This window comes from Diaphorobacter aerolatus, assembly GCF_014489535.1.
Classification (GTDB): domain Bacteria; phylum Pseudomonadota; class Gammaproteobacteria; order Burkholderiales; family Burkholderiaceae_C; genus Diaphorobacter_A; species Diaphorobacter_A aerolatus.
The window spans coordinates 4,484,506-4,506,894 of sequence record NZ_CP060783.1; the positions used below are offsets into that span (position 1 = coordinate 4,484,506).

General features: G+C 50.5%; 24 protein-coding genes, 1 tRNA gene, 3 pseudogenes and 1 riboswitch. Of the genes and pseudogenes, 6 read left to right on the forward strand and 22 right to left on the reverse strand.

Annotated features, from left to right (window positions below; all coding sequences use genetic code 11):
- Positions 1 to 205 precede the first annotated feature (205 nt).
- From H9K75_RS21000 to H9K75_RS21030, 7 genes are all read right to left on the reverse strand, one after another.
- Complete coding sequence (locus H9K75_RS21000; protein ID WP_187723999.1) at positions 206 to 961, reverse strand: hypothetical protein; 756 nt, start codon at positions 959 to 961, stop codon at positions 206 to 208.
- Between the two features lie 10 nt (positions 962 to 971).
- Positions 972 to 1,238 carry a hypothetical protein gene (locus H9K75_RS21005; protein WP_187724000.1) on the reverse strand — a complete coding sequence of 89 codons (267 nt, stop codon included), beginning with the start codon at positions 1,236 to 1,238 and terminating at the stop codon, positions 972 to 974.
- 234 nt (positions 1,239 to 1,472) lie between these two features.
- Positions 1,473 to 1,976, reverse strand: a complete 504-nt coding sequence (locus H9K75_RS21010) for an ankyrin repeat domain-containing protein (RefSeq protein ID WP_187724001.1) — start codon at positions 1,974 to 1,976, stop codon at positions 1,473 to 1,475.
- 536 nt (positions 1,977 to 2,512) lie between these two features.
- Positions 2,513 to 3,175, reverse strand: a complete 663-nt coding sequence (locus H9K75_RS21015) for a hypothetical protein (RefSeq protein WP_187724002.1) — start codon at positions 3,173 to 3,175, stop codon at positions 2,513 to 2,515.
- Entirely contained in the window at positions 3,133 to 4,194 is a 1,062-nt protein-coding gene (locus tag H9K75_RS21020; RefSeq protein ID WP_187724003.1) for a hypothetical protein, read from the reverse strand. Before H9K75_RS21020 ends, H9K75_RS21015 begins: the two co-directional genes overlap by 43 nt.
- A 128-nt stretch (positions 4,195 to 4,322) precedes the next feature.
- Positions 4,323 to 4,502 (reverse strand): hypothetical protein, encoded by a 180-nt coding sequence (locus H9K75_RS21025; RefSeq protein WP_187724004.1) that lies wholly within the window; start codon positions 4,500 to 4,502, stop codon positions 4,323 to 4,325.
- 85 nt (positions 4,503 to 4,587) lie between these two features.
- Complete coding sequence (locus tag H9K75_RS21030; protein ID WP_187724005.1) at positions 4,588 to 4,788, reverse strand: hypothetical protein; 201 nt, start codon at positions 4,786 to 4,788, stop codon at positions 4,588 to 4,590.
- A 261-nt stretch (positions 4,789 to 5,049) separates the two neighbouring features.
- On the opposite strand from H9K75_RS21030, the gene H9K75_RS21035 reads away from it, so the two are divergent.
- Positions 5,050 to 5,259, forward strand: a complete 210-nt coding sequence (locus H9K75_RS21035; protein ID WP_187724006.1) for a KTSC domain-containing protein — start codon at positions 5,050 to 5,052, stop codon at positions 5,257 to 5,259.
- Positions 5,260 to 5,297: 38 nt separating this feature from the next.
- On the opposite strand, the gene H9K75_RS21040 is transcribed toward H9K75_RS21035, so the two are convergent.
- The 10 genes from H9K75_RS21040 to H9K75_RS21085 all read right to left on the reverse strand — a co-directional run bounded on the left by H9K75_RS21040 (position 5,298) and on the right by H9K75_RS21085 (position 13,781).
- Positions 5,298 to 6,122 carry an ankyrin repeat domain-containing protein gene (locus tag H9K75_RS21040; RefSeq protein ID WP_226858338.1) on the reverse strand — a complete coding sequence of 275 codons (825 nt, stop codon included), beginning with the start codon at positions 6,120 to 6,122 and terminating at the stop codon, positions 5,298 to 5,300.
- Positions 6,123 to 6,665: 543 nt separating this feature from the next.
- On the reverse strand, positions 6,666 to 7,100 hold the full coding sequence (locus H9K75_RS21045; RefSeq protein WP_187724008.1) for a hypothetical protein: 435 nt from the start codon (positions 7,098 to 7,100) through the stop codon (positions 6,666 to 6,668).
- 77 nt (positions 7,101 to 7,177) lie between these two features.
- Positions 7,178 to 7,378 carry a hypothetical protein gene (locus H9K75_RS21050; protein ID WP_187724009.1) on the reverse strand — a complete coding sequence of 67 codons (201 nt, stop codon included), beginning with the start codon at positions 7,376 to 7,378 and terminating at the stop codon, positions 7,178 to 7,180.
- A 489-nt stretch (positions 7,379 to 7,867) separates the two neighbouring features.
- Positions 7,868 to 8,620, reverse strand: a complete 753-nt coding sequence (locus H9K75_RS21055; RefSeq protein WP_187724010.1) for a hypothetical protein — start codon at positions 8,618 to 8,620, stop codon at positions 7,868 to 7,870.
- Between the two features lie 174 nt (positions 8,621 to 8,794).
- Entirely contained in the window at positions 8,795 to 10,090 is a 1,296-nt protein-coding gene (locus H9K75_RS21060) for a Y-family DNA polymerase (RefSeq protein WP_187724011.1), read from the reverse strand.
- Positions 10,087 to 10,497 carry a LexA family protein gene (locus H9K75_RS21065; protein WP_226858339.1) on the reverse strand — a complete coding sequence of 137 codons (411 nt, stop codon included), beginning with the start codon at positions 10,495 to 10,497 and terminating at the stop codon, positions 10,087 to 10,089. Before H9K75_RS21065 ends, H9K75_RS21060 begins: the two co-directional genes overlap by 4 nt.
- 121 nt (positions 10,498 to 10,618) lie before the next feature.
- Complete coding sequence (locus H9K75_RS21070) at positions 10,619 to 11,668, reverse strand: hypothetical protein (protein ID WP_187724013.1); 1,050 nt, start codon at positions 11,666 to 11,668, stop codon at positions 10,619 to 10,621.
- Positions 11,665 to 12,627 carry an ankyrin repeat domain-containing protein gene (locus H9K75_RS21075; RefSeq protein WP_187724014.1) on the reverse strand — a complete coding sequence of 321 codons (963 nt, stop codon included), beginning with the start codon at positions 12,625 to 12,627 and terminating at the stop codon, positions 11,665 to 11,667. Before H9K75_RS21075 ends, H9K75_RS21070 begins: the two co-directional genes overlap by 4 nt.
- A gap of 206 nt (positions 12,628 to 12,833) precedes the next feature.
- A tRNA-Val gene (locus H9K75_RS21080) sits at positions 12,834 to 12,910 on the reverse strand.
- Positions 12,911 to 13,382: 472 nt separating this feature from the next.
- A complete protein-coding gene (locus H9K75_RS21085) occupies positions 13,383 to 13,781 on the reverse strand; it encodes a DUF4345 domain-containing protein (protein WP_187724015.1) in 399 nt (132 codons plus the stop codon).
- 189 nt (positions 13,782 to 13,970) lie between these two features.
- On the opposite strand from H9K75_RS21085, the gene H9K75_RS25805 reads away from it, so the two are divergent.
- Entirely contained in the window at positions 13,971 to 14,339 is a 369-nt protein-coding gene (locus H9K75_RS25805) for a GFA family protein (protein WP_187724016.1), read from the forward strand.
- Positions 14,340 to 14,398: 59 nt separating this feature from the next.
- Here H9K75_RS25805 and phnX read toward each other — a convergent pair whose 3' ends face one another.
- From phnX to phnD, 5 genes and pseudogenes are all read right to left on the reverse strand, one after another.
- Complete coding sequence (gene phnX, locus H9K75_RS21095; protein WP_187724017.1) at positions 14,399 to 15,283, reverse strand: phosphonoacetaldehyde hydrolase; 885 nt, start codon at positions 15,281 to 15,283, stop codon at positions 14,399 to 14,401.
- A 113-nt stretch (positions 15,284 to 15,396) separates the two neighbouring features.
- A pseudogene (gene psrA / locus H9K75_RS21100) lies at positions 15,397 to 16,487 on the reverse strand (iron-containing alcohol dehydrogenase PsrA).
- Between the two features lie 55 nt (positions 16,488 to 16,542).
- Positions 16,543 to 17,384 (reverse strand): annotated as a pseudogene (gene phnE / locus H9K75_RS21105) (phosphonate ABC transporter, permease protein PhnE).
- Positions 17,381 to 18,226: a phosphonate ABC transporter ATP-binding protein gene (gene phnC / locus H9K75_RS21110; protein WP_226858341.1), complete on the reverse strand. Its 846-nt coding sequence runs from the start codon at positions 18,224 to 18,226 to the stop codon at positions 17,381 to 17,383. Before phnC ends, phnE begins: the two are co-directional and overlap by 4 nt.
- Positions 18,223 to 19,098, reverse strand: coding sequence for a phosphonate ABC transporter substrate-binding protein (phnD, locus tag H9K75_RS21115; protein WP_187724018.1), 876 nt, complete (start codon positions 19,096 to 19,098; stop codon positions 18,223 to 18,225). The genes phnC and phnD overlap by 4 nt, the downstream gene beginning before the upstream one ends.
- A 152-nt stretch (positions 19,099 to 19,250) precedes the next feature.
- On the opposite strand from phnD, the pseudogene H9K75_RS21120 reads away from it, so the two are divergent.
- The 4 genes and pseudogenes from H9K75_RS21120 (at position 19,251) to H9K75_RS21130 (ending at position 22,033) form a co-directional block, all read left to right on the forward strand.
- Positions 19,251 to 20,100: pseudogene (locus H9K75_RS21120) on the forward strand (LysR substrate-binding domain-containing protein).
- A 331-nt stretch (positions 20,101 to 20,431) separates the two neighbouring features.
- Positions 20,432 to 20,620 carry a hypothetical protein gene (locus tag H9K75_RS24275; RefSeq protein WP_226858342.1) on the forward strand — a complete coding sequence of 63 codons (189 nt, stop codon included), beginning with the start codon at positions 20,432 to 20,434 and terminating at the stop codon, positions 20,618 to 20,620.
- A 558-nt stretch (positions 20,621 to 21,178) separates the two neighbouring features.
- Positions 21,179 to 21,550, forward strand: a complete 372-nt coding sequence (locus H9K75_RS21125; RefSeq protein WP_187724019.1) for a nuclear transport factor 2 family protein — start codon at positions 21,179 to 21,181, stop codon at positions 21,548 to 21,550.
- 48 nt (positions 21,551 to 21,598) lie between these two features.
- The gene (locus H9K75_RS21130; RefSeq protein WP_187724020.1) at positions 21,599 to 22,033 is read left to right on the forward strand and encodes a hypothetical protein; all 435 of its coding nucleotides are present in this window, start codon (positions 21,599 to 21,601) and stop codon (positions 22,031 to 22,033) included.
- Between the two features lie 50 nt (positions 22,034 to 22,083).
- Positions 22,084 to 22,335, forward strand: a riboswitch (cobalamin riboswitch).
- Positions 22,336 to 22,389: the final 54 nt, after the last annotated feature.

Here is a 22,389-nt window from a genome sequence, read left to right on the forward strand (position 1 = left end):
AATTATTTGGCTAATGACGCAATGTAGAACATTGCTAAAGCGAATGCGACAAATCCAGTGATTCCTATACTTGAGTAAAGTATGATTTCGGCTGTATCTTTGATAATTGTTTTCATGCTGTTTCCTTTGTTATACTTTTATTTAAGCAGATTATTTTAGTTTGTCAAATTTTTGAGGGTAAATATTTGAGGTATCAGACAAACGGTTAGATTTTCAGTTTTTTGGTAGGCTTGTCATTCTTGGATAAACTAGCCTCTAATGATTTTGAGAAGTCCAGTGCTTGCATGCGCCTGATTGTTTTAAGTACTGTTGTGAAACCATCTTCATTTTCAAGTATTTCCATGACTTCGCTTGATACCGTCATTCCTCTATCAAATAGAGATTCAACTTCTTCTATGATTTGATTTTTTGATTCTTTGCCATAGTCATAGAATTTACTGCAAAGTAGAACCCATTCGTCACCAGCTTTGAATGTTGACTTAGCTAATGTTTCTTCAGATAGTTCTTCGCGTTCCTTCAATAGCAACAGATCGGTGCTAAGAACGAAGTTAGCATATGTGTTAGATAAGTCGTATGCTGATGTGATGATTTCTCTTTTGAAATTGGCTAGCCATTCTTTACCTTGGCTTTCGATAAAGTGATTTATGAGGTCTTCTTTACCACGACAAGTGAAAGTATCCGTTTCAGTCTCGCTGGTATAGTAGTAGTACTTGCGGTGGTAGTACGCGGCTGTATTGATATAAAGTTCTCTAAGGGTTGAGGACTTTATTTCTTGGTTGACCTTCTCATGGTCAATGAATGGTTCATAGACTTTACTGATAACGGTCACATAGTTTTCTTCAGGCTCAAACGGATCTAATGCGAACTCATGTTCAAAGATATGAACAATGGTCGTGTCGTCGCCGTAACCTTTGACGATTTGATTTCTCAGTTTTCTATGCTTGATTAGTTCGTAGCTCATGGTGTCTCCTTTATTGTTGTAGTTGTGAGTGAGTGTCGCTCAGGAAGTCTTTAAAACCATTGCCACGGCATGTGATCATGTACATAGAGGCACTGTTCCTGGTGCGCTGTACCAAGTTGTCGTACTGCTCTTCTTGAATGATTCCAAGTTCGCCACACTCTCTAAGCTTTGCCATAAAGCATGTGATTGATACGATAGCTTGACCACAAGTGTGTGGGTTTCTCAGAAATGTTTCGCTCTGGATTACTTCATTGTAGATTTCCTCAAATGCTTTCATGATTTATTCCTTCTTGTTCTACTTTTATTTAAGCAGAATAAAATGGAATGTCAAATTTTTGAGGGTAAATATTTGAGGTATTAGATAGACGGTCTATCTGCTGGAAGAATGGAATGCTTTTTACGAAGTGAGATAGCTCGTAGAGATACCACCCCCTTTTAAGGGAGGCTGTTCGGTATTCGGCTGTTTCGGTATTGAAAAAGCACCCGTAGGTGCTAGTGGCCGTAGCTCAGGTCAAAGCTTTGGACCGTTGCCCTCGGGCTTCGCCTTCGGTGCTGGTTTCACTGCTAGCGTGTCGTCTAGGTTCTCAGAGAATGAGCGTGAGTCCTGTATCTCAATGGCTAGGGTGTAGCCATGCTCTTTGAGAAGTCTTGCCTCGTCGTCACTCAGGGTGTGGTGACACTGGTTCATGAGGAAACGGACTATTTCGGGCTGCTCGTTTCTCTCAGCGTCAAAGACGGCGTTACGCCTGTAGCTGGATAGCTCTATGCCTGCTTTGAGTAGTACCCGCACCGTAGGTATTGACCCACTGGTGATAGCCCAATGTAGAGCGATTTGGTCATTGTGCTGGGGATCTGCGCCATGCTCTATGAGGTACTGGGCTACCTCATGGTGTCCACCTCTGCAGGCGTCCATGAGTAGGTGACTCGTCACCGTAGCACCGAGCTCCACCAGGCGGCGCACCTGGTCAATGTCACCAGCACGCACATAAGCGCCAAGAGCAAAGTTTGGGTTCATAGCTGGAGTGTAAAACACCCACTTGGTCTTACTTTTTTCCTCTTGAAAGAGGTATTTTTCCCCTTTTCAGGGGCTTTTTCCTTCGGTTTAGTCCCTTTAAGATTTTGGATTGTATAAAGTATCAATCCAAGTTCAAGTTTCCTCCAAATTACCTTGCAGGGGTTGCAGGGGTGTTGCAGGGGTAAAAACTCGGACCCCTGCAAGGTAACAATCCTTTATCCATAAGGGTTTCAAGAGGTTTTTTGGTTACCTTGCAGGGGTTGCAGGGGTAAAATTGAAAAAGTTTACGCGAGGCAATTTTTTTTTCAAAATTTCATTGAATCAAATTTTTAAAATTTTTTTTTCTTCTTTATAAAGGTTTTGCTTTGGACCCCTGCAACCCCTGCAAGCTCGATAAAAATCGTTCTGTAAGCCTTGCCACATATAGCTTTCTACCTTGCAGGGGTAGGCAAAAAATCCCCTGCAAGACCCCTGCAACCCCTGCAAGCTCCAGACAAAAAATAAGCACCTTCTGGTGCTTTATTTGCTTTTTAGGCTTAGAACGGAATTTCTTCAGTTTTAATTGTATGGCTGTCATCATTCAATGATTTCACCTTGAGATTGATAAATAACTTCTGTGAGCCATTGGACATTCTTCTGCTGTCTTTTAGCCCTGGAAATAGTTTCTTGATTCGTTTCCAGAAATTGTTTCCGTTTACTGGGGATCGGCTGTTGTCCCTGCACCAGTTGTTGTACTCTTGAAGGAACTCGGTCTTACCAGTAGGTGCCATGAGGTGGTCTTGAACATAGTTGAACTCAGTAATAAATCCAAGAACACTGTTGTTGGCAATCTTCTCTGCCTCATTTCTTTCGAGTACTGACAATGGAACGTCAAATTCTCCACGTTTTGTGAGTGCTTTAAGACCTTCCAAGCACCAGTCAACAACAAGGTGTAGTTCCTTCTCCATGATTAGCAAATCCAAGTCCTTGATTGCGTCGGAATTCTTGAACTGCCTATCCCAGCGAATGTAATGAAAGCGTCGGAACATGCCGTCTGTTTCGTCCTTGATAGTGAAGGCCGCATTACAGGCAATAATGAACTTGGCTTGTGGCGCATACTTGATTGTCGGCTTGAACTTCTGATCGAGAGCGATAGCGTCACCAGTCACGCACTTTTTCAATTGCTGTTCGTTGATACCACCCTTTGGTGTCTCAGCCACCACAACAAGTGAAGCATCGCGGATAGGGCGAGTGCGAACCCTTCCAGTTTGTCTAAGTCCAGTGCTGCCACCTTGTTGTGAAGCTTTTCCATGAGTTTCAGAAGGACTGACTTACCGTTAGCACCGTCACCCTCCCAAATTTGCGCTACCTGGTGCTTGATACTGTTGGTCAAGGTGTAGCCGCAGTATTCTTGAACGAGTTGGCGAACCTGAGGGTCTGGAAGACTTGACTCAATGAACTTGCGGAACATGCTGGACTCTGGAAGTGGCTTAGGCTCGTAGTAAACCTTCGTGTTCACTGGCTCAGTCTGATTGAACTTACGAAACTGCTTTGCAGGTAAGTCCTTGGTGTTCAATTCGGTGTTGATCACATAGGTCACACCGATATCCATGGTGGGCTCAACCACTTCAAGCTGACCTTCTTGGGTCGGCACAATCCATGTATTGAGCAATGGAATGAGTGTGTAATTTGGGCGAGCTGGCAACCTCTTCATGTAGTGGGTTGCTGTCTTGTATGCCTCAGTCGCTTTACGTTCATTGGCATGGAAGAAGTGGTTAGCCTCCAGCCAATTCAGTGCTTTGGTGACTGCCTCAAAGTTAGACTGAATTTCCCAAAATTGTTTGTTCCAGACATACATGTTGACGTTTTCTTCAAATACGTCCACGCTGTAATGAGTCTGTGTCTTGGCGAACCATGCGTATTCAAGTTGTGGGTTTACTTGGTTGTTCTGTTGTGTGGAACTATCTTTAAGCTGTTTAGTCTTCTCTTTTTGTTCTTGATTGTAGACTTTCTCAAGCTCGCAAAGTTCGTAGTAGCGCACCATATCCTTAGCTACTTTCGCCTCAATCTTCAGTTTGGCAAATTTACTAAGTTTTGTTGTATCAGTTGGGTCAATCTCCTGAGTAACACTATTTGTATTTACCTCATTTGAAACTGAAACGGCGTCATAACCAAAAGGGTCATTAATAATTTCGTTTGTGGTATTGACTTTCTCTTTATTGTCTGTTAATGTATTCATATCAAATCCTTGTATTCAAATTCTTGTATTTGTTTCGTTGTAGCAAATTCCTTTTTTCAAACTGGCTATAACTTGGTTCTAAATTAAGCAATTGTTTCCGCAGTTGCTTTTTTTTCGTCAATCAGTTCTTAGACTGATTGTTGTGCGTTCTTGTTGATAATGTCGCGCATGGCCTTCTTGAAGAAACCAGCCGTATTGATACTGTTCTTCTCAACATAAGCTTTCCAGTCCTCATAAAGCTTGCGCTCTTCAGGATTGTTTAAATTGAATTTGACGGTGCCCGCACTTTTTCTGATTTCTTTTGACATTGTTATGCTTCTTTAGTTTTGGGGGTTGTGTCCCCCTTCTATATATCTAAGCAGAAAATTTTTATTTGTCAAATATTTGGATAACTTAATCTGATCCACTGTCGATTTCATTACCATCTTCGTCGTAAGCAATCCAGTAGGTGTATGGCATACAGCCACCTTCATAGTTATCTTCACTGACGCAAATCGTGTAGTCCTTACCGTGAATGCCACCTTTATGTTCAAGGTAGTATTTAACTGAATGGACTTTTGGCGCTTGCTCTTCTTCGATTTCAATTTGGCTCATATTCATTCCTTGTGTTGTTGAGCCTCTATTGTTTCAAAATACCAAAATCTTGAAAAGTAAGACATTTTTCAAATGTCCGTGAATGTCGTAGTTTGTCTATGATTGTCGTAGTTTGTCGTAGTGGCTAATATGCAACGCTATATATTGAATGTCTGAGAATGTCCAAACTTGTCTAACAATGTCGTAGTTTGTCTAACATTGTCGTAGTTGCTTAAAACTATCATTCGTAATACAATATAGTTACATAAAAAAAGGAACTATATGTATAGAATAAAAGTTGAGTCCAGCGCAATAAAGGAAATTGGCTATCACCCTGAAAAGGAAATACTGGAAGTATTGTTTGCCAATGACACGGCATACCAGTACGTCAAGGTGGGATTTGAGGACTACATGAACCTCATTAGGGCTGAGAGCATAGGAAAGCACTTCGCGGACATGAAGGAAAGCTTTCAGTACGCGAGAATCCAGTAAAGAGTAGGCGAAAAAATAGCACCCCTGAGGTGCTATTTTTATATCTTCAGCTTGCGTTCCTGGCTGAGGTTTGGTTTGACTGCTAGCGACTTCTCCAAGTCATGAGCCATGTCACGGCGTTCAAGGACTTTTAGAGCGTAGTCACAATTGTTCTCTAAAAGCCATTTCTTAGTGTCGAGACTCACCTTCATGTTCTTGTCTATGAGAAGGTAGTCCACAATTTCAGTTCGTTTAATGAGCGCTGCTTCTTTCAGGCCGCTGTCGTCCTTGGTATGAATGTCTGCGTCATTCTCTACAAGATACCTCACAATTTCAATATAACCATACCTGCAAACTTCTGGAAAATTTGAGTTGACCTGTTCATGTACATTTAGACCTTGCTGTTCCAAATACTGAATTATTTCCAAATTCCCTGATCTACATGCTGAAGGAAATGGAGCATGACTGTGACCCTCATGAATGTTTGCTCCTTGCTCTACTAGATATTTAACTACTTCAATATGTCCGTTTCTACAGGCATTTTGTAATCCAGAGTTTATTCCCCATGCTCCGTAATCATAGGTATTTGCGCCGTTATCTAGAAGATACTTAACTACTTCTAGGTGTCCATTATTACATGCCTGCTCTAATCCCCACTTACCTCTGGAATCTATTGATACACCATACTCCTTAAAGTATTTAACCAATTCAATTTTTCCACTTTTACAAGAACTATCGAAGGCCAAATTTATTTTTGAGTTTACTTCCTCCTTTGTACTGTCTTTATTGTAAAGTTTGATAAACTTATCAACTTCGACTAAGTTTCCTTTTTCGCAATTTTTCTCAAATTTTTTAAGATCCTTATCAAATTTCTGAAAATCCATATTTGCTCCTTTGTTCTTATTATTCATTTAAGCAGATTATTTTTGTTTGTCAAATTTTTGAGGGTAAATATTTGAAGATTTGATATAATGTTTTGTTTGACGAAGTGAGATAGCTCATAGAGATTCCACCCCTTTCAAGAGGACCTGTAAGACCAAGCTGGTATTCCTGCGGGCACAAAAAAAGCACCTCATGGTGCTTTAATTGTTGTGCTATGTCGCTACTACAAATTCACGCTCTCAGCACTCCCCTTAGGTATAGATTTAGCAAAGAAGTTGCCAAAGTCAAGTGCTATGAGAGGAAATTGGTAATTATATTTTTGGCGGTATTTGGTACAACGATATCTAACTGAGGCGCTAGCATGAGCTCGCTAGGTTTTGTCATTTGTAGAAGCTGTTGCTCAAGCTCTAATGCTGGCTTGTTCCAGCTATTCCGAATGACATTCAGAACATGGTCTTGTGCTGGTATGTTTGTTGTGAAGTATCTACTTGGACCGTCTAACAAAAGCTGGCTTAGCTGGTAAATCGCGTGGTCAAATTGTTCTACTACATAGTGCCCTTGTTCAAGTTTAAGGTGTACTCGGGTATGCCGTCATGATTGGAGGTGTAGATAAAAGCATTCTTCCCGCCGCCTTGGGATCTGCCGATACTGAACACTGATAGTCGTGGTCTGTACTTCCAGTATGAAGCCCTTGCTTGAGCGTCGCCGTGATTGCCTTCCACTTCACCAAAGAAGGCTATAGGGGTGCGATTCTCGTAGCTGAGTACCAAGCATATGTCTGAACGGTTTAGCACTGTCTGAACGTCGTCTAGGCTGTCGCAATGCCCATAGACTTCATTAAAGCGAAGTTCTGTATTCTGGCTTAGGGTGGAATCCTTGCCTGCCATGTAGAACTTGTAGCTGGCGTAGTCATACTCAACTTCCAGTTGTGTGACTGTTTCAAGTTCTGAAAGCAATTCCTCAATCACCTTCTCATTCATGTTGAAGTTGAGGAAGGTTGTCAAGAAGTATTGAAGTCCATGGTTCTGGACATTACTTCTAATCTTTGCGAAAAAGTTTAGTGGCTGATTGCCCGAAGATTGGCAAGTGACCAGTTCAATGCCATGCTGTCGCGCTTGGGGGATAGCTCCAAGTTCTTTTGATAGAGAAGGCACTGAATCAAAGCAAGGTAGTGCGCCGCATAGTAGTCAATCTCACTACCTACCTGAATCGCTCCAATCTGGATAGGTCTGCTTATTGTTGCTTTGACGGTCTTCACTCTCTATTTCCCTTGGGCGATTGCTTTAATGTCGGCTATGGGCCGTATGTCAAAGGCTTGTGACCACATGGTTGCTGTCTCAGTCGCAAGCATGAGCAATGGTACTTCTAACTGGAAGTGTAGATTGACAAGTAGGGGGGCATTTTCGTGTTTGGCACTCTCCACCTGATAGGTGAAGCTGAACCTGAGCTCACTGCGCTCGATCTCCCTGAACCCCACATGAGACATACGGCAACCCATGCCGCCTAGCCACTTGGTAAAGGTGAGCAATCGGGATATCGCTTGCTGGGTCTGTGCTGGGGTGCTGGCTAGTCCAAAAGCGTCCAGTAGCTCCGTGCTCTTGAAGTAGTGTTCTCCGTGGTCATTCAGGTTCTGAGCCACCAGTTTATGAAGTGGTGAGAGGTTGATACCTACTGCCCCGTTGGATAGTGGTTTTGGACGGTGCATAAAAAAGCCCACCGAAGTGGGCTAGTTTGGGTTTTGAAGATATTAGGCTGTTGGAGTTTCAGCGTCTGGTGTTGTCGTCTTCTCTACTGCGTATTTAGTCCATTTTGCACCCTTGGACTTAATGTATTCCACAACGGTGTCAACGAACTTTTTACCTTCTTCGCTTGCCAAGTATTCATTCACCTTTTCAGCTTCACCAGCCTTGGTATTCTTGTTTGCCAAAAGATTGGTGCGCAGGTCACCGGGAAGTTCACCCAGTTTCGTCACGGATTGACTTACTGTAGTGGGCTTCACCATACCCTTTTTGAATTCAGCGGCGCGCTTTTTGGGGTCACCCTTGTAGCTGAAAATCACCAATGCGTCTCCCTTTTCTTTCGCTGGCTTGGGAGTAGTTGCTGCATTAACAGTGGTGCCACCTTCGGGTTTTGTGCCACTCAAGCGTTCAAGAGCATTCTTGATTTGGGTTTCCGAGAAAATATCTTCAGGCTTGATTTTCAGGTGCGAATCTACTTCCGTAGCCTTCTCATAGAGTTCCGCAAGATTCAGTTTATGCTCAACAATCAGCGATACCACTTTTTCAATGTTTTCGCGTGTTTTAGCTTCTAAAATCCGTTTTTCAGCACGAAGCTTTTGATACTCGGCTTCTTCCGCGTCGGACAAGTACACACCATCTTGAAGCTCCAGATAGCGCTTGAGGTTGAAAGGCTTCTTATCTTCTTTTGGTGCCGTTGTGGTTTCGGTGAGATCAGCTTGCTTGTTAGCTTGGGTTGCTGGGGTCACTTGCTTGCTTGCCATGATTGAATCCTTCGGTTGTTGAGTCTGTTGGTACAACAAACTCTTGGATTGGTTTGTTGTTGGAATCGACTTTATTCGAAGCTTTTTTTAGCGTCAACAACTTTCTGAGGAATTCAACAATCTTTTTGTGCGTCAAACTTTAACAAGCCAAAGAATCATATGTGTGCGTATCAATTAGGCTCTCACAATGGGCATGTCTTCCCACCTGGTTGTGTAGGCTGGCGTTCTTCTTTCTTGCTTCATGTGCCAAGTTCCTTTTCTGATTCCAGCGCTCGCTATTCCTATTGTTCCCTTGCCGTATCGGTCATTTAAGGTGTCCATAGCCGTCATGAGAGTGGTTCTATCTTGGGGGTCATTATCTAGGTCAAGTTCGCCTTGGCTCGTTGCTGTACTTTGCAATTCCAGTAGGTGAACACCTGCTTTGGCATAGTTGTAGCCCTTGAGATAGATTTGGCTTAGTCCTGCTAGTGCTGCCTGAGCAATGTAGTGGGTGTCCGCTGTAGGCCGCCGTAAAGGTATCGTGATAGCTCGGCTGTACTGCTCGTCATGTTTCCTGAATGGACTTGTCCGAATGAACACCATGAGTCTTGTTGTGTAGCTACCTTGTTTGCGTATCTTTTGCGCTGCTGTTGTGGCAAAGGTACTGATTGCCTCTCGCAAGGTATCCAGATCAGTGACTGGTCTACCAAAGGAACGTGTACAAGCTATTTCTTGGCGTGGTGCTGGTGCCTCGTCCAGAGTGATACAGGAAGTGCCGTGAAGCTCTCGGTGTGTCCTCTCCACTACAACACCCCAGTGAGCTCGTACCAGGCTGCTGGATAGCCTCATGAAGTCCTGGACCGTCTTCACATTGAGTGCCTGAAGTTGCTGGGATATTTGCCGGCCTATCCCCCAAATATCATTGACCTCAGTCCTGGCGAACAAGTATTCCTTTTCCTCTGGACTCAGGGTACTCAGATTACAGACTTGGGCTAGATTGCGGGGGTATGAACCTGGTTTTCTCTCTGAGGTCTTGGCTATGTGATTCGCAAGTTTTGCGAGTGTTTTGGTTTCACCGATTCCGATACAGCAGGGAACACCTACCCATTGAAGAATACGGCTGCGTAATTTGAATCCACGTTCAACAAGATCCCCACGTATTCCAGTGAGGTCTATGAACGATTCGTCTATTGAGTAGATTTCTTGGCGGTGGCCATATCCTGCGGTAATGCTCGCAATTCGGTCACTGATATCACCGTAGAGCTCAAAGTTTGCTGAGAGTCCCACTAAACCATGAGACTCATTGAAATGTTTGACCTTGAACCATGGGTCGGCCATTTTGATACCCAAAGCCTTTGCCTCATTGGAACGCGCGACACAACACCCGTCGTTATTACTCAAAACAACTACGGGGATACCTTCCAGACTGGGGCGAAAGATTCGCTCAGCCGACACATAAAAATTATTGGCGTCTATGAGGGCATAGGTCATATCAGGAACTGCTTGATTGAGGTGAGAACAATCCCCCAAATCAAGAGCTCTTGACCGTCCCTTGGAACGATATCAGGATAGGTTTCGTTGCCTGCTTTGAGCTTGAGGGTGCCGTTTCTCTTCCAGAGGTACTTACAGGTGAATTCGTTGTCTAGGTTGGCTACTACGATATGGCCATGGCGTGGACGAATGGCACGGTCGACGAGAACAGTGTCATGGTCAAAGATTCCGTACTCCAGCATGGAATTGCCCCGTATGGTGAGGGCATAGGTAGCTGCAGGGTGTATGACGATTCGCTCAAGAATGTCTATGCGCCTGCCCCCAAGGTCTTCGGCTGGACTTGGGAACCCAGCACGCAAGCACTGGGCAAACTCAGTCACTAGGACTGGCTCGTAGGCTATGGGCATGGGTGTACTGTACATGCATACAGTATAGCGATTTGACCCACTGGTGTGCTGAACAGACGAAAAAAAGCCCTCGGTGAGAGGGCAAGGGGTTGGAGTGTTCTCGCGCTGGCTATCTTACAGGCTACTTCTTGCCGCCAAACAATCCGAAGAGTCCCTTTTTCTGTGGTGGCATTGTTTTAATTTGCTCGTTCAATACTTCGGTGAAGCTAGCAAAGGGTGAACCTGCTGGACTTGGATTTCTAGTTACCTTTTGCTCAGGCGCTGGCTCAGCTTTCACTTCGTCCATTAGTGGCTTAACTGCGTCGATAATTTTTTGAAGATTGTTGTATTCCTCAACAGGTTTGTACTCAACATCAGGATTGTCCTTCATTGATTGAAGTGTTCTTGCTGCTAGGTTATCAATCTGGTGAGTGAACATTTTAAACCTGCGTAGCTTACCTTCGTCCTTGAAGTTGTAAAGCACGGTGTTACTCATTGGACTCATGATATCAACCAGAAGTTGAGCATGTGCCTCACTCTTGATAGCAAAGTTATTGGCGCTATTAACTACTTTGGCGTAATCGGCGTAAACAGTATTGCTATCTTTTAAAACACCAGTAGCTAATTCAATGTAGTCCAAGAATACAGGTTTGAAATCTTCAATGAGAGGTCTAAAGTAATCAAGTTCGCCGGGATTATTCTCAATCAACTTTTCAGCAAAAATGTAGTAACCCTTTTCCATTGGGTTTTCTTCAGGTGTATTCTCAGGCTCTGAATTATCGTCACTGCTGAAATTAAATCCATACTTATTAATCAAGCTATCTTTGGCACAGTTTTGAATTTCCAGTCCCAAAGCTGAAACTTTATCTGCCTCTTGCTTTCTTTCAGACTTCAAGCTTTCCACGCAAAACGAAGTAAAGATATGAGGAACGAAGTAATGAAAGATTGCCGCAACTTGATCTTTATTGCTTATTTTAGTGACAAAAGTTTTGTACAACTCTGATTCTTTGGTGTCATTGTTTTTATTGACAATATTGCTGACACAACTATGAAGTGTGGTGAAACTTACCAAATGCATTGGCTCGTTCTTGTACGACTCCAGCACGTCATAAGATTCAGGGTGATTTTCTTTTAGCTTATAAAAAACCAAGTCGTAAATTTCTTGTAATTGCTCTGGAAGCTTGTCAATCATTTGAATACTTTCTTTGGTTTGTCTGATTTCTCAACAAGTAAATTTTCCAAACTACTTGCCAAACTTTGGCTGTCGTACCACTTCAAAAAGTTGCTACCTTGAGGTGCTATCTCGGTAGGTGTCTTGCCTTCATTGTCCAAAGCATTGATATCTGCGCCGTTATCAATGAGGCATTCAATGAGGGAAGTAAGTTCTTGTGGTTGAGCAATAGTGTCGCCATACATAGCTAGCACATGTAGGCTATTGCGATAGAACTTCTCAGTGTCTTGATTGATTGCTACACCGTTGTTCGCAAGGTGCTTTATGGCATTCAATAAAGTGAGAGTCTTGGGTTTGTCGCTACTTAAAATTGAGTCAAGTAGGAATGTGGAAGTGTCAAAGTCCTTGGCAATCTCAGGGGTCAACTGAGGAAGGTTTTGACTTAAAAGAGCATTGCTGAACTCAGGAAAGCTGCTTTCATAAGTGGGCAAGAATTCCACTAGCTCAGGCTGAAAATCGGGGTGCGCAACAAGGAAGGTGACCCATGATTGTTCATTGTAGAACTTCTGTTCATGGTGGAAGACTGGGTAGTCATTCTGAGCAAAGCTGCTCATGCTACTGAGGATATCTTTTCCGAAATAGTAAACTCTTCCTCCCGTTGTAGTCACCTTCAGTTTGGTATCACCTCTTTCTCTTCTTTTATCCAAAGCAGCAATCGTGACGCGCAAAATATGCGCTGCTTCTTTTTTTGTGTAGAACTTATCTGGCTCGATAGGTGAGTGAGTGGAAGGCGTAGGGGTAGAGGTAGTGGAAGAGCTATCTCTGGAAGTGTCTACGCCTAACTTCTTCTGAAGTTCCGCAATCAAACTTTGCTGCTTTTGAACGATAGCAACAAGTTCACTGAATAGGCTATTGTTGACGCCTTGATCGGCTCTCATGTCCTGTAGCCGTTCGTTTAGCCTATCAATTTCCGTGCTCATTTCTGTCTCACTCCTAGACCTGGTGAGCCATTTTGATAGAGCTCAAGCCACTTGGGTAGGGGTGTGAAAGATTGCAACACTGATAGGCTGAAAACCCAGTGTTTACGCGGGGTGTAGGTGGTTTTCAGTCTGCAAGCGTGAGTACAGACGAAAAAAAACCCAAGTGGTTTATTCCTTGGGCTTTTTAAGACATAAATGTCTTGGTATGGTACCTGGTACAAGACTCGAACTTGTGACCTCCTGCATGTCAAGCAGGCGCTCTAACCAACTGAGCTAACCGGGTGTAATTTAGTGCAGACCACGATTGTAGCACACTTTTTTGAGCACCTTGGAACCTCACGGATTCATTGGGTTTGCTCGGCGTAGTGCTGAGTCGTTTCGTCAACAGAAGGCGATTGTAGCGCCACTTTTCACCCCGCTTGGCTATTTGCCAAAAATTTAAGGTCAACTAGGTTTACGCACCCTTCTGGAACCCGCGTCCAGCTTAGGTTTCGTCTTTTTTTGTGGTCAATTGCCAAAAATTCGCCAAAAAATCGTTTGCCAAAATTTAAAAGTGTTTAAAATCAGGTAATTAGTTAAATCTAACTGCTTCCTTGACATGGTGGGGGTCGTTGGTTCGAGTCCAATCGCGCCTACCAACTAACCATTGGTGCAAAGCCTTCTAGATCAACGATCTAGGAGGCTTTTTTGTTTTTGCTCTCGGCGTCCGGAGCAGCACTTGGTTCTCGTGCCAACGACGAAAAATCAAGAAAAATTCAGGCATTCGCCGATCCGGCGATTCTGCGTTGCCACCAGACAAATATCGGAGCACCCACAACCTCCAGAACTGTGAAGGCTATGAAGGGCAGAGGAGGCGCACCTACGATCAGCATCGATAAAAGCCGACCGATACCCCCTAGAAAGACTGCGCCCCAGCACACTGCAAACAGAACGCCTTGCTTCTCAATTCGAGGTATTGTCCAAAAAAGCGCGATACCCAGTACCAGCCAGACACCGCCAAAGAAGCGGAGGTTACTGTCGAGCAATGCGTTGTTCGGAATGCCCGCAGACGCGTAGATAGGATCATGTATTCCGAACATGGTGATGACTCCCGTGATGCAGGGAATCAACGCGAGCAGTGCGGTGAGAATTTGCAGGGACTTGCGGCTGGTCATCGGAAGTGAGAAGGGCGTGTTTTATCCGTTCTTGCCTATGATAGGTCTGAACTGATAGAAAAGCCACACGGAGGTGACGGGCAGATTCATGCTGCGCTCTGCGCCCAATACATCGACGGGGAACTATCCCTACACCATTGTTGTGGCGAGGCAATCACAATGGTTTCCCGCTCGCTATGAGGAGTTCCAATGCTGACCGGACGATGCCACTGTGGCCGCAACGTGTTCGAGATCGATGGAGATTTGCCGTCGGCGCTTACGCGATGTACCTGCTCATTTTGTTCTGCGCGCGGGCTCCTGTACGCGTACTTCGAGCCTGCAAGGCTGAAAGTCGTGGAAGCCACGAGCGACGCGGTCTATCGCTGGAATACGAAGAAGGTCGCACATCATTTTTGCAGTGCGTGTGGATGCAGCCTGTATTCGGATAGTCCGGCATTCGAGAAGGACGGTAGCTGGGATGGTCACACGCGGCGGATCGGCTTCAATGCGCGAATTCTGGAGGGCGTTGTTGCCGCTGACATGCCAGTTAAAGAAATCGACGGCAAGAATCTTTGGTAATGCGGCTGCGGAGCACCGCTTAGTGAGCAAGGGGTGCTGTCGGTATTTTTACGCGCCCATCAACCCGGCATTTTCCCGGCCCGCATGTCGGCTGCAATCTGCTCCAGCACTGCTGGCAAATCTGCCACGCTACGCACCACATAGTGCGCACCGGCCTTTTTGAGTTTGGCCTCGGCGACTGCCACGCGTGCGTCGACCTCGTCTTTGGGGGCGTTGGCGTATTCGTCCACGCTGTAGCCCACTTCGTTGCCTGACAGGCTCAGGCCCACGGTCCACATGCCTGCGCGCAGGCCTTCGTCGATGCCGGGGACGGTGTCGTCCACCTTCACGCAGGCGCGCACGTCGCCAATACCCAGCGCCAGCACGTTGGCCAAGGCCATGAACGGGCCGGGACGCCCGCCTGCCTGGAGTTCGTCGCCGGCGACCACGTGGTCGGGTTGGATGCCTGCGGCCTCTGCCTGAGGCAGCAACTGGTTCAGCACTTCGCGCGGATAGCCCGAGCAGGAGCCTACTTTCAGGCCGTTGGCGCGCAGCCATTGCAGCAATTGCACGGCACCTGTTATCGGCGCGGAGAACTCGCCGACCTTGGCGATCTGCATGGGCATGAAGCGGGCGTAGATGGCATCCACATCGGCATCGGTGGGAGCTTTACCAAACGCCTTCTGCCATTGTGCGGCGATGGTTTCGTCTTGCAGCAGTTGATGGATGTGATCCCACTTCGACAGGCCCATCGGCCCGCGCGCCTGCGCCAGCGTGATGGTGATACCGAATGTGGCGAAGGCCTCCACGAAGATCTGCGTGGGAGCGAGCGAGCCGAAGTCCACCAGCGTGCCGGCCCAGTCAAAGATGACGGCTTGCAGCGGCGAGAGGTTGGCGGCGGTAGGCGTGGCCAGAGTGTCGGTGTGGGGTGCAGCGGCAACAGGATTCGTAGTGGGGAAGTTCATGGTGATCGGTTCGCTCTAGGGACGGTAGTGGATTGCGCTGTGCATCGGGAGTCTCCGCATGGATGAGATCGATCAACGCGAGCAGCTTGACGATCGATTCATGCAGAAAATCCCTAAGCCAGCGCTCGAATGAAATTGCGACCACGCGGGCCGCTGGCGGCTTTTTTCACCATGGCCTGCCATGCGTTCGAATCTACGCCATAGCGCGCTGGATCGGTCGCAACGCCCAGGCCTTGCAGAAACGCTGTCAGGCGCTCGACGGCGGACGCGGGTGTGGTGGCATCAAAAATGGAAAGCAGCGCAGCGTCCGCAACATCGTCGGCGCCGAGCGCCATCTCCAGCACCAGCGGCAAGCTGAACGAGCAGGCAATGCCGTGAGGCACGCCGTACTGCAAGGTGATGTCGTAGGACAGCGAGTGCGCCAGTGCGGTCTTGGTGTTGGAGAACGCAAGCCCGGCCAGCAGCGCGGCCTCGGCCATGTGCGTGCGCAGGTCCTGGTTCGCGGGAGCCTGCATCAGCATGGGCAGGATGGCGATGGTGCGGCGCGCCGATTGCACGGCCAGCGAGGTGGACACCGGATTGCGATTCACATTCCAGATCGACTCCAGCGCGTGGGACAGCGCGTCCAGCCCGAGGCCAGCGTGGCGGCGGCAGGCAGGCTGATCATGAGTTCCGCATCGATGATGGCCGCCTCGGGCCATGTGCAGGGCTGGTGCAGCGAATATTTCTGGCCACCGGCGTGGTCCCAGATCGTGGCCCATGGTGTGACTTCGCTGCCCGTGCCAGCCGTGGTCGGAATGGCGATCAGCTGCTTGTGCAGGTCTGAGGCAGGCAGTTGCTCGCCCAACTTGAGAATCGAGAGCAGATCGCCAAACCGGCCTGATGGCGTATGGCAGATCAGCGCCTTGGCGGAATCAATGGCACTCCCGCCGCCAAGCGCCACGATGCACGGCACGTCGGCATGTTCGTGTTGCACCGTCTCGTATAGCGGTGCCAGCCACTGTACGTCGGGGTTGGGCTGGATGCCGTCGACGACACCACGAAGTTGCGTGCCGATGAGATCGCGCACTCGTCGCACCAGGCCCAGTTTGCGGGCTTCTGGAAACGTGACCAGCAGGCAGTTGCGACCCGCGAGCAAAGCGGGCAACTGCTCCAGGCTGCCATTTCCTGCGGCGATACGCACGGGGTTGTGATACGTCCACACGGGGATGCTTTCGAATTGAGATGAATAAACGAGCGTTGGCGGGTCGTGCCGAGGCTCAGTGGCGCGGGCCTTGTTGAATGCGGCTGCGCAGCCAGTTGGACACCAGATCGGCCGCGATCACCATCACAGTGATGACGATGATGCAGGTGGCGGTTTCCTGATAGCGGAACAGCTTGAGACTCGATACCAGCTCAAAGCCCAGACCGCCCGCGCCGACCATGCCCAGCACGGTGGCCGAGCGCAGGTTGACCTCAAAGCGATACAGCACGACGGCTATCCAGGCGGTGATGACCTGCGGCACCACGCCAAACGCGATGATCTGCAACTGGCTGGCACCGGTGCTTCGCAGGGCCTGTAGTGGACCGTCGTCGATTTCCTCGATGGCCTCGGCAAAGAACTTGCCGAGCATGCCCATGCCGTGCAGCGCGAGTGCCAGCACTCCGGGGAACGGACCCAGACCCACGGCAGAGACGAACACCAGCGCCAGAATCAGCTCGTTGATGCTGCGGATCACGTTGAGAAACTGGCGCGTGATGCGGCGAAGCCAGTGCCAGCCATGCAGATTGCTCGCCGCGATGAAGGACAGCGGCAGCGCCAGAATCACCGACAGCAAGGTGCCCCAGATCGCAATCTGTATGGTCTCGAGCGCAGGAGCCCATAAGCGGGGCAAGATGCCGAGATCGGGGGCACGGAGCGCGCCAGGAAATCGCCGATCTGCGGCATGCCGTTGGCCAGTTCGCCCCAGCTCATTTGCGCGCCACCGGCGCTCCAGTGCAGCACCCAGCCAATCGCCAGTGCCAGCGCGGCATAGCCGAGCCAGCCACCGGCGCTCGCGGGGCGCGCGGCGGTCCACTGCCAGGCATCGCGTCGCGCATTCAGGGCTTGAGCGTTCGTCATCGCGCGCCTCCTGCCGATACCGCTACGGACGATGTGTTGGCCGCAAACCAGCGACCTTTTGTCGCCGGGGCTTCCTCGAAGTCATGAGACCTCGCGGCACTACCGCCAGCCTGTGGCGCTGCGTGATAAATCGCCTCGAGCGCCGCTTCGTCGAGATCATCCGGCGCGCCGTTGAACACCATGCGTCCCTGCGCGAGGCCGACGACGCGGTCGCCAAACTCCCTGGCGTAATCCACCTGATGCAGGTTGCAGACCACCGCAATGCCCAGCTCGCGCGTGGCATCGCGCAGGTATTGCAGCACGCTGCGTGCGGTCTTGGGATCCAGACTCGCCACGGGCTCGTCGGCCAAGATCACCTGGGGCTGCTGGGCCAGCGCGCGGGCAATGCCCACGCGCTGCATTTGCCCGCCGGACAGCGCCTGGGTCCGTTCATGCGCCTTGTGGGCCAGGCCCACGCGCTCCAGACACTGGTCGGCCAATGCGACGTCGCTCTGGCGGAACCATTGCAGTACCGAGGCCAGCGTTCCCACCTGCCCGAGGCGACCCGTCAGCACGTTCTTGCGCACCGACAGGCGCTGCACCAGATTGTGGTGCTGGAACACCATGGCCACATGGCGTGCCAGTTCGCGGCGCGAGTGCTTTTGCATCAGGTCGATGCCGCCGACATGGAGCGTGCCGCTGTCCGGCGTGTTCAGGCCGTTCATGCAGCGCAGCAGCGTTGATTTTCCGGCGCCCGACAGGCCCAGCATCACGACGAACTCACCGGCCTTCACATCCATGTCGATGCCATGCAGCACGTGGTTGTTGCGGTAGCTCTTGCGAAGGTTCCGGATGGTGATCATTTCATCTTCCCCAGATCGAGTTTCAGGACCTTGGCGGTCTGGCGCACCACGTCGTACGCCTGGTCATTGGTGGGCGCGAAGCCGTTGAGCACACCCTGATCGCCCCAGGGAAGGTCCTTGATGTCGGCCATCGCCGCAGCAACCTTCTGCTTGGTGGCGGCGTCCAGATTCTTGCGCCAGACCATGGGTGATTCGGGAATCGGCTGGGAGCGCCAGACTACCGTGAAGTCTTCGCGCTTGACCAGTCCCTTGTTGACCGCGGAATCCAGAATCCGGTCGGCCACTGCGGCCGCATCGACCTTGTTGTTGGCGACGGCCATGATGCTGGCGTCGTGCGATCCCGAAAAAATCACGCGCGAAAATCCCTTGTCCGCATCAAAGCCTTCGCTCATCAATCCGGCCTTCGGAAACAGGTGACCCGAGGCTGAACTCGGGTCCACAAATGCAAAGGTGTGGCCCTTGAGCTGGGCGACGGTCTGAAGGCCCTTGTCCTTGCGAGCGATGATCTGGCTGTGATAGCTGCTCGTGCCGGTCTTCTTGGTCACGGCGACGGCAAAGGCTTCGGCTCCCGCCACCTCGCTCGCCAGCACATACGAGAACGGGCCAAGGTAGGCAATATCGAGCTTGCCCGAACGCAGCGCCTCGATCACACCGTTGTAGTCATTGGCCACGAAGGGCTTGACCTTCATGCCGGTCTTCGCAGCGAGTTGGTCCATCACCTGCTGGCTGGCGCGAATCATGGCCTGCGCGTCTTCCGAAGGGATCAGGCCGACGCGCAGTTCAGTGGGCTGCTGGGCCAACGCGGCACTTGTCACCACCAGGGAAAGACTTGCAACGACGCCTTTCAGCCAGGCTTTACGGGTCATCTTCATGGAGTACATCCTTTGCGTTTCGATCAGGCTCATCGCGATGTGTGGTGCGATAGGGCGAATGCTACGCACGACATATTTCTGCAACGTGAAAGTTTCAGAATCGCTTTTGACACTTTCCATAGATCGAAGCTTGAGATGATTTTTTCCTTTTCATGAGCACCGCCCGTTACCGCGCCTTCGTCGCCGTGGCCCAGCAGGGCAGCCTCAGCGCCGCCGCGCGCGTGCTGGGCCTGAGCCAACCCACGGTATCGAGCCAGATCGCCGCGCTGGAGCGGCAAAGCCAGGTGGAGCTGTTTCACCGTCAGGGCTACCGCATGTCGTTGACGGGGCAGGGCACAAGCTGATGTCGCTCGCGCAGAAGCTGCTCGCGCTGGAGTCGGAGGCGGATTTCTTTCTGCGCGACTCGGGCAAGCTCAATCAGGGGAACTCAAGATCGGCGCCGTGGGGCCGTTTCATGTGATCGAGATGGTCGCGGCGTATCGCTCGCGTCATCCGGGTATGCAACTGTCCATCCGCATGGGCAATTCGCAGCAGGTGCTGCACGACCTTGAAAACTACACGACCGATGTGGCCGTGCTTGCGGGTTCATATGACCGAACGGATTTGCTGGCTCGCGAGTACGCGCGGCATGCGGTGATTCTTTTTGCCCACGTGACGCACCCCCTCGCGCGGCACGATCAGGTCGATATTTCCGAACTGCAGGGCCAGCCGTTGTTGATGCGCGAGCGGGGTTCAACCACGCGCGTTGCCCTTGAAGCAGCGCTGAACGCTGCGGGCATCAAACCTCACCTGCAACTTGAAATTGGCAGCCGCGAGGCCATCCGTGAGGCTGTGATACGCGGGCTCGGCATTGGCGCGGTATCGGAAGCCGAGTTCATTCCCGATCCCCGCATCAAGCCGATACGCATCGCCGCTGCACCCGCCTGCACGACAACCTACGTCTATTGCATGAAGGAACGCAGCGACAGCATCTTGATACGGTCGTTTTGGGATGCGATTTGAACCCGGCTGCGCAGAGCCCTCAAACTCCCTGAGCTTGTCCTTGCGCTCGATGTCTTCCCAGATTTCGTTCGCCCGCCGCCATGCGGCCTGCGCAGCCGGTTCCGCGCTGTCCCAATCCATACGGCTCGCGCCACGCTCGGCAGACCATTTGTCGCGCCACTCTGTGCGCACAGTGTCCCAATCGGTCTTGCCTTCGGCGCGGCTGGTATAGCCAGCGCGGTATGCAGGTTCGTAGTCTTCGTAGGTATAGCTGTCGGAGTAATACGGTTCCGCTGCGTAGCGCTCTTTCCAGTAGGCATCTTCCTGCGATGGATCGAACGACTCGGCAATCTTGCTGCCCGCAAAGCCGCCTACCACGGCGCCCACCACGGCACCGACAGCGGCGGTCACCGGGCCTCCGATCATGCCCGCCGCAGCTCCGGCCGCAGCGCCACCGGCGACTCCGACGCCCGCACCCACGCGGGTCGCGGTGGTGTCATCGTCCACTTTTCCGCTTGGCGGTGGTGTCTTCTTGTCTTGAGAATCGGTCATTTTGTGCCCCTTCCATGTGGGTGAACTTGCGGGTGAAAGACAGTGTGCGCTGTGGCGCTTGACGCGTGCTGCCCTGATCGCAATCTTGTACAACGCAATGCAGACAATGAAAAGCCCGTTCAATACGGGCTGGAATCAGAGCAAGTCAACGTCATTGTTGCTGCTGCTGATCTTCTTGCTGCTGGCGCTCTTGCGGGCTCACCTGGCCGGGCTTTGTTGCTGCTGCTGTGGTGCAGGACGCTGCTGGCCGGGGCTCTGGTTGGGGGTCTGCGGATTGCTCATGTCTGTCTCCGGTTGTGTACTTCGTGCCGCAATTTCTTCAGGGCACGACCGAAGGTTAAACAGCGCGCGTCTTCGTGCATGTAGTCCGAATTCTCGCCGCCGTGCGAGTCAGTCGCGACGGCAACCGTCGTGGGCAAAAGCCTTCCTCGAAGGAGGATATTCGCGCTGTAGGAATGCGCTTTCGCGAACGGTCACCATCGATACATGTACGACGCTTTGCGTTCGCGGCACGATGATGAAATGTCCACCAACTCAGGAGGCGATCATGGATGAAGCCAAAGGCCTGTTGTTACGACTCGAAGCCCAATTCTGGGAAGCCATGACGCGGCAGGATGCGCAAGCGGGTATCGACCTTTTGCATGAACCGGCCATCATGGTGACGGGACGCGGTGTGATGCAGTTCGGCCACGAGGAATATCGCAAGATGGCCGAGGGCGACGCGGTGCGCATTCTGTCGTTCGACATGACCGACGAAACCGTCTTGTTCCCTCGTGAAGATGTTGCCTGTGTCACCTACAAGGTGAAGGTGAAAACCAGCACTGGCGAATTCGACGCGTTTGAGTCGACCACGTGGGTCAAGACGGACGGGCTGTGGAAGTGCGTGCTGCATACGGAAACCACGGCAGATTCCAAGTGATCCCTGACGAGCGTTGTTAAACTTCGGGCGCTTTTCTCAAGGGGTTCCATGCCATTCGCGATTCGCTCACTCTTCATTGCATTCCCGGTTTTCGTTGCAGGCTTTTCCATGGCTGCGTCGGCGGTAGAGCCCTCGGATCCGCGTCGTGACTATGCGGACACCATGATGCTTTGCAATGCGCACACGCTGCTCCTGCAGATGTACGCCAAGGGCGATGTTCCGGCCCGCGTTCCCAAGCCGGCCAACTATCGCGATCTGGCTTATCAGATCGGTGGCAAGGAGTATGTGCAGGAACGCATTGACTCCAGTGCCGTGCGCGATCTGGCGCTTGGACAGCTCGAAGACCTGCTCAAGACCAAGCCCTATGGCGAGCTGACCGAGAAAGAGCGTGACGACCACACCTACGCGGCGTGGACCAGCATTCTCAATGTGTGCAATGAGCGCGCGCTGAAGCGACCGCGCGCAGCCACTCGCAAGAAATAAGCGGCTGAAACGGGTTGGAATAACGCGATCATCCGCGCGAACATGACGTAAAATCCTCGCAAACTTCAGGTGCTTCACGGCGCGTTCTGCGCCTTGAAGTGAAACGGGAAGCAGGTGAGTGAATTGTTTGTCCGATCCACTATTCCTGCACTGCACCCGCAACGGTAAGCAAAGACGTTGAAACGCAAGTCCATCGCCCATGCGATGGCAGCCACTGCAAAAAGCGGGAAGGTGCGTGTCAGCCTCGACCTCAATGGTCGAACTTTGCAAGTCCGGAGACCGGCCTGATGTGTTCAAGGCGCAGCGGGAGTGCATGCGGCCTGATGGGTTTCGCACGTGAGTGCGAGCCGGTCTTC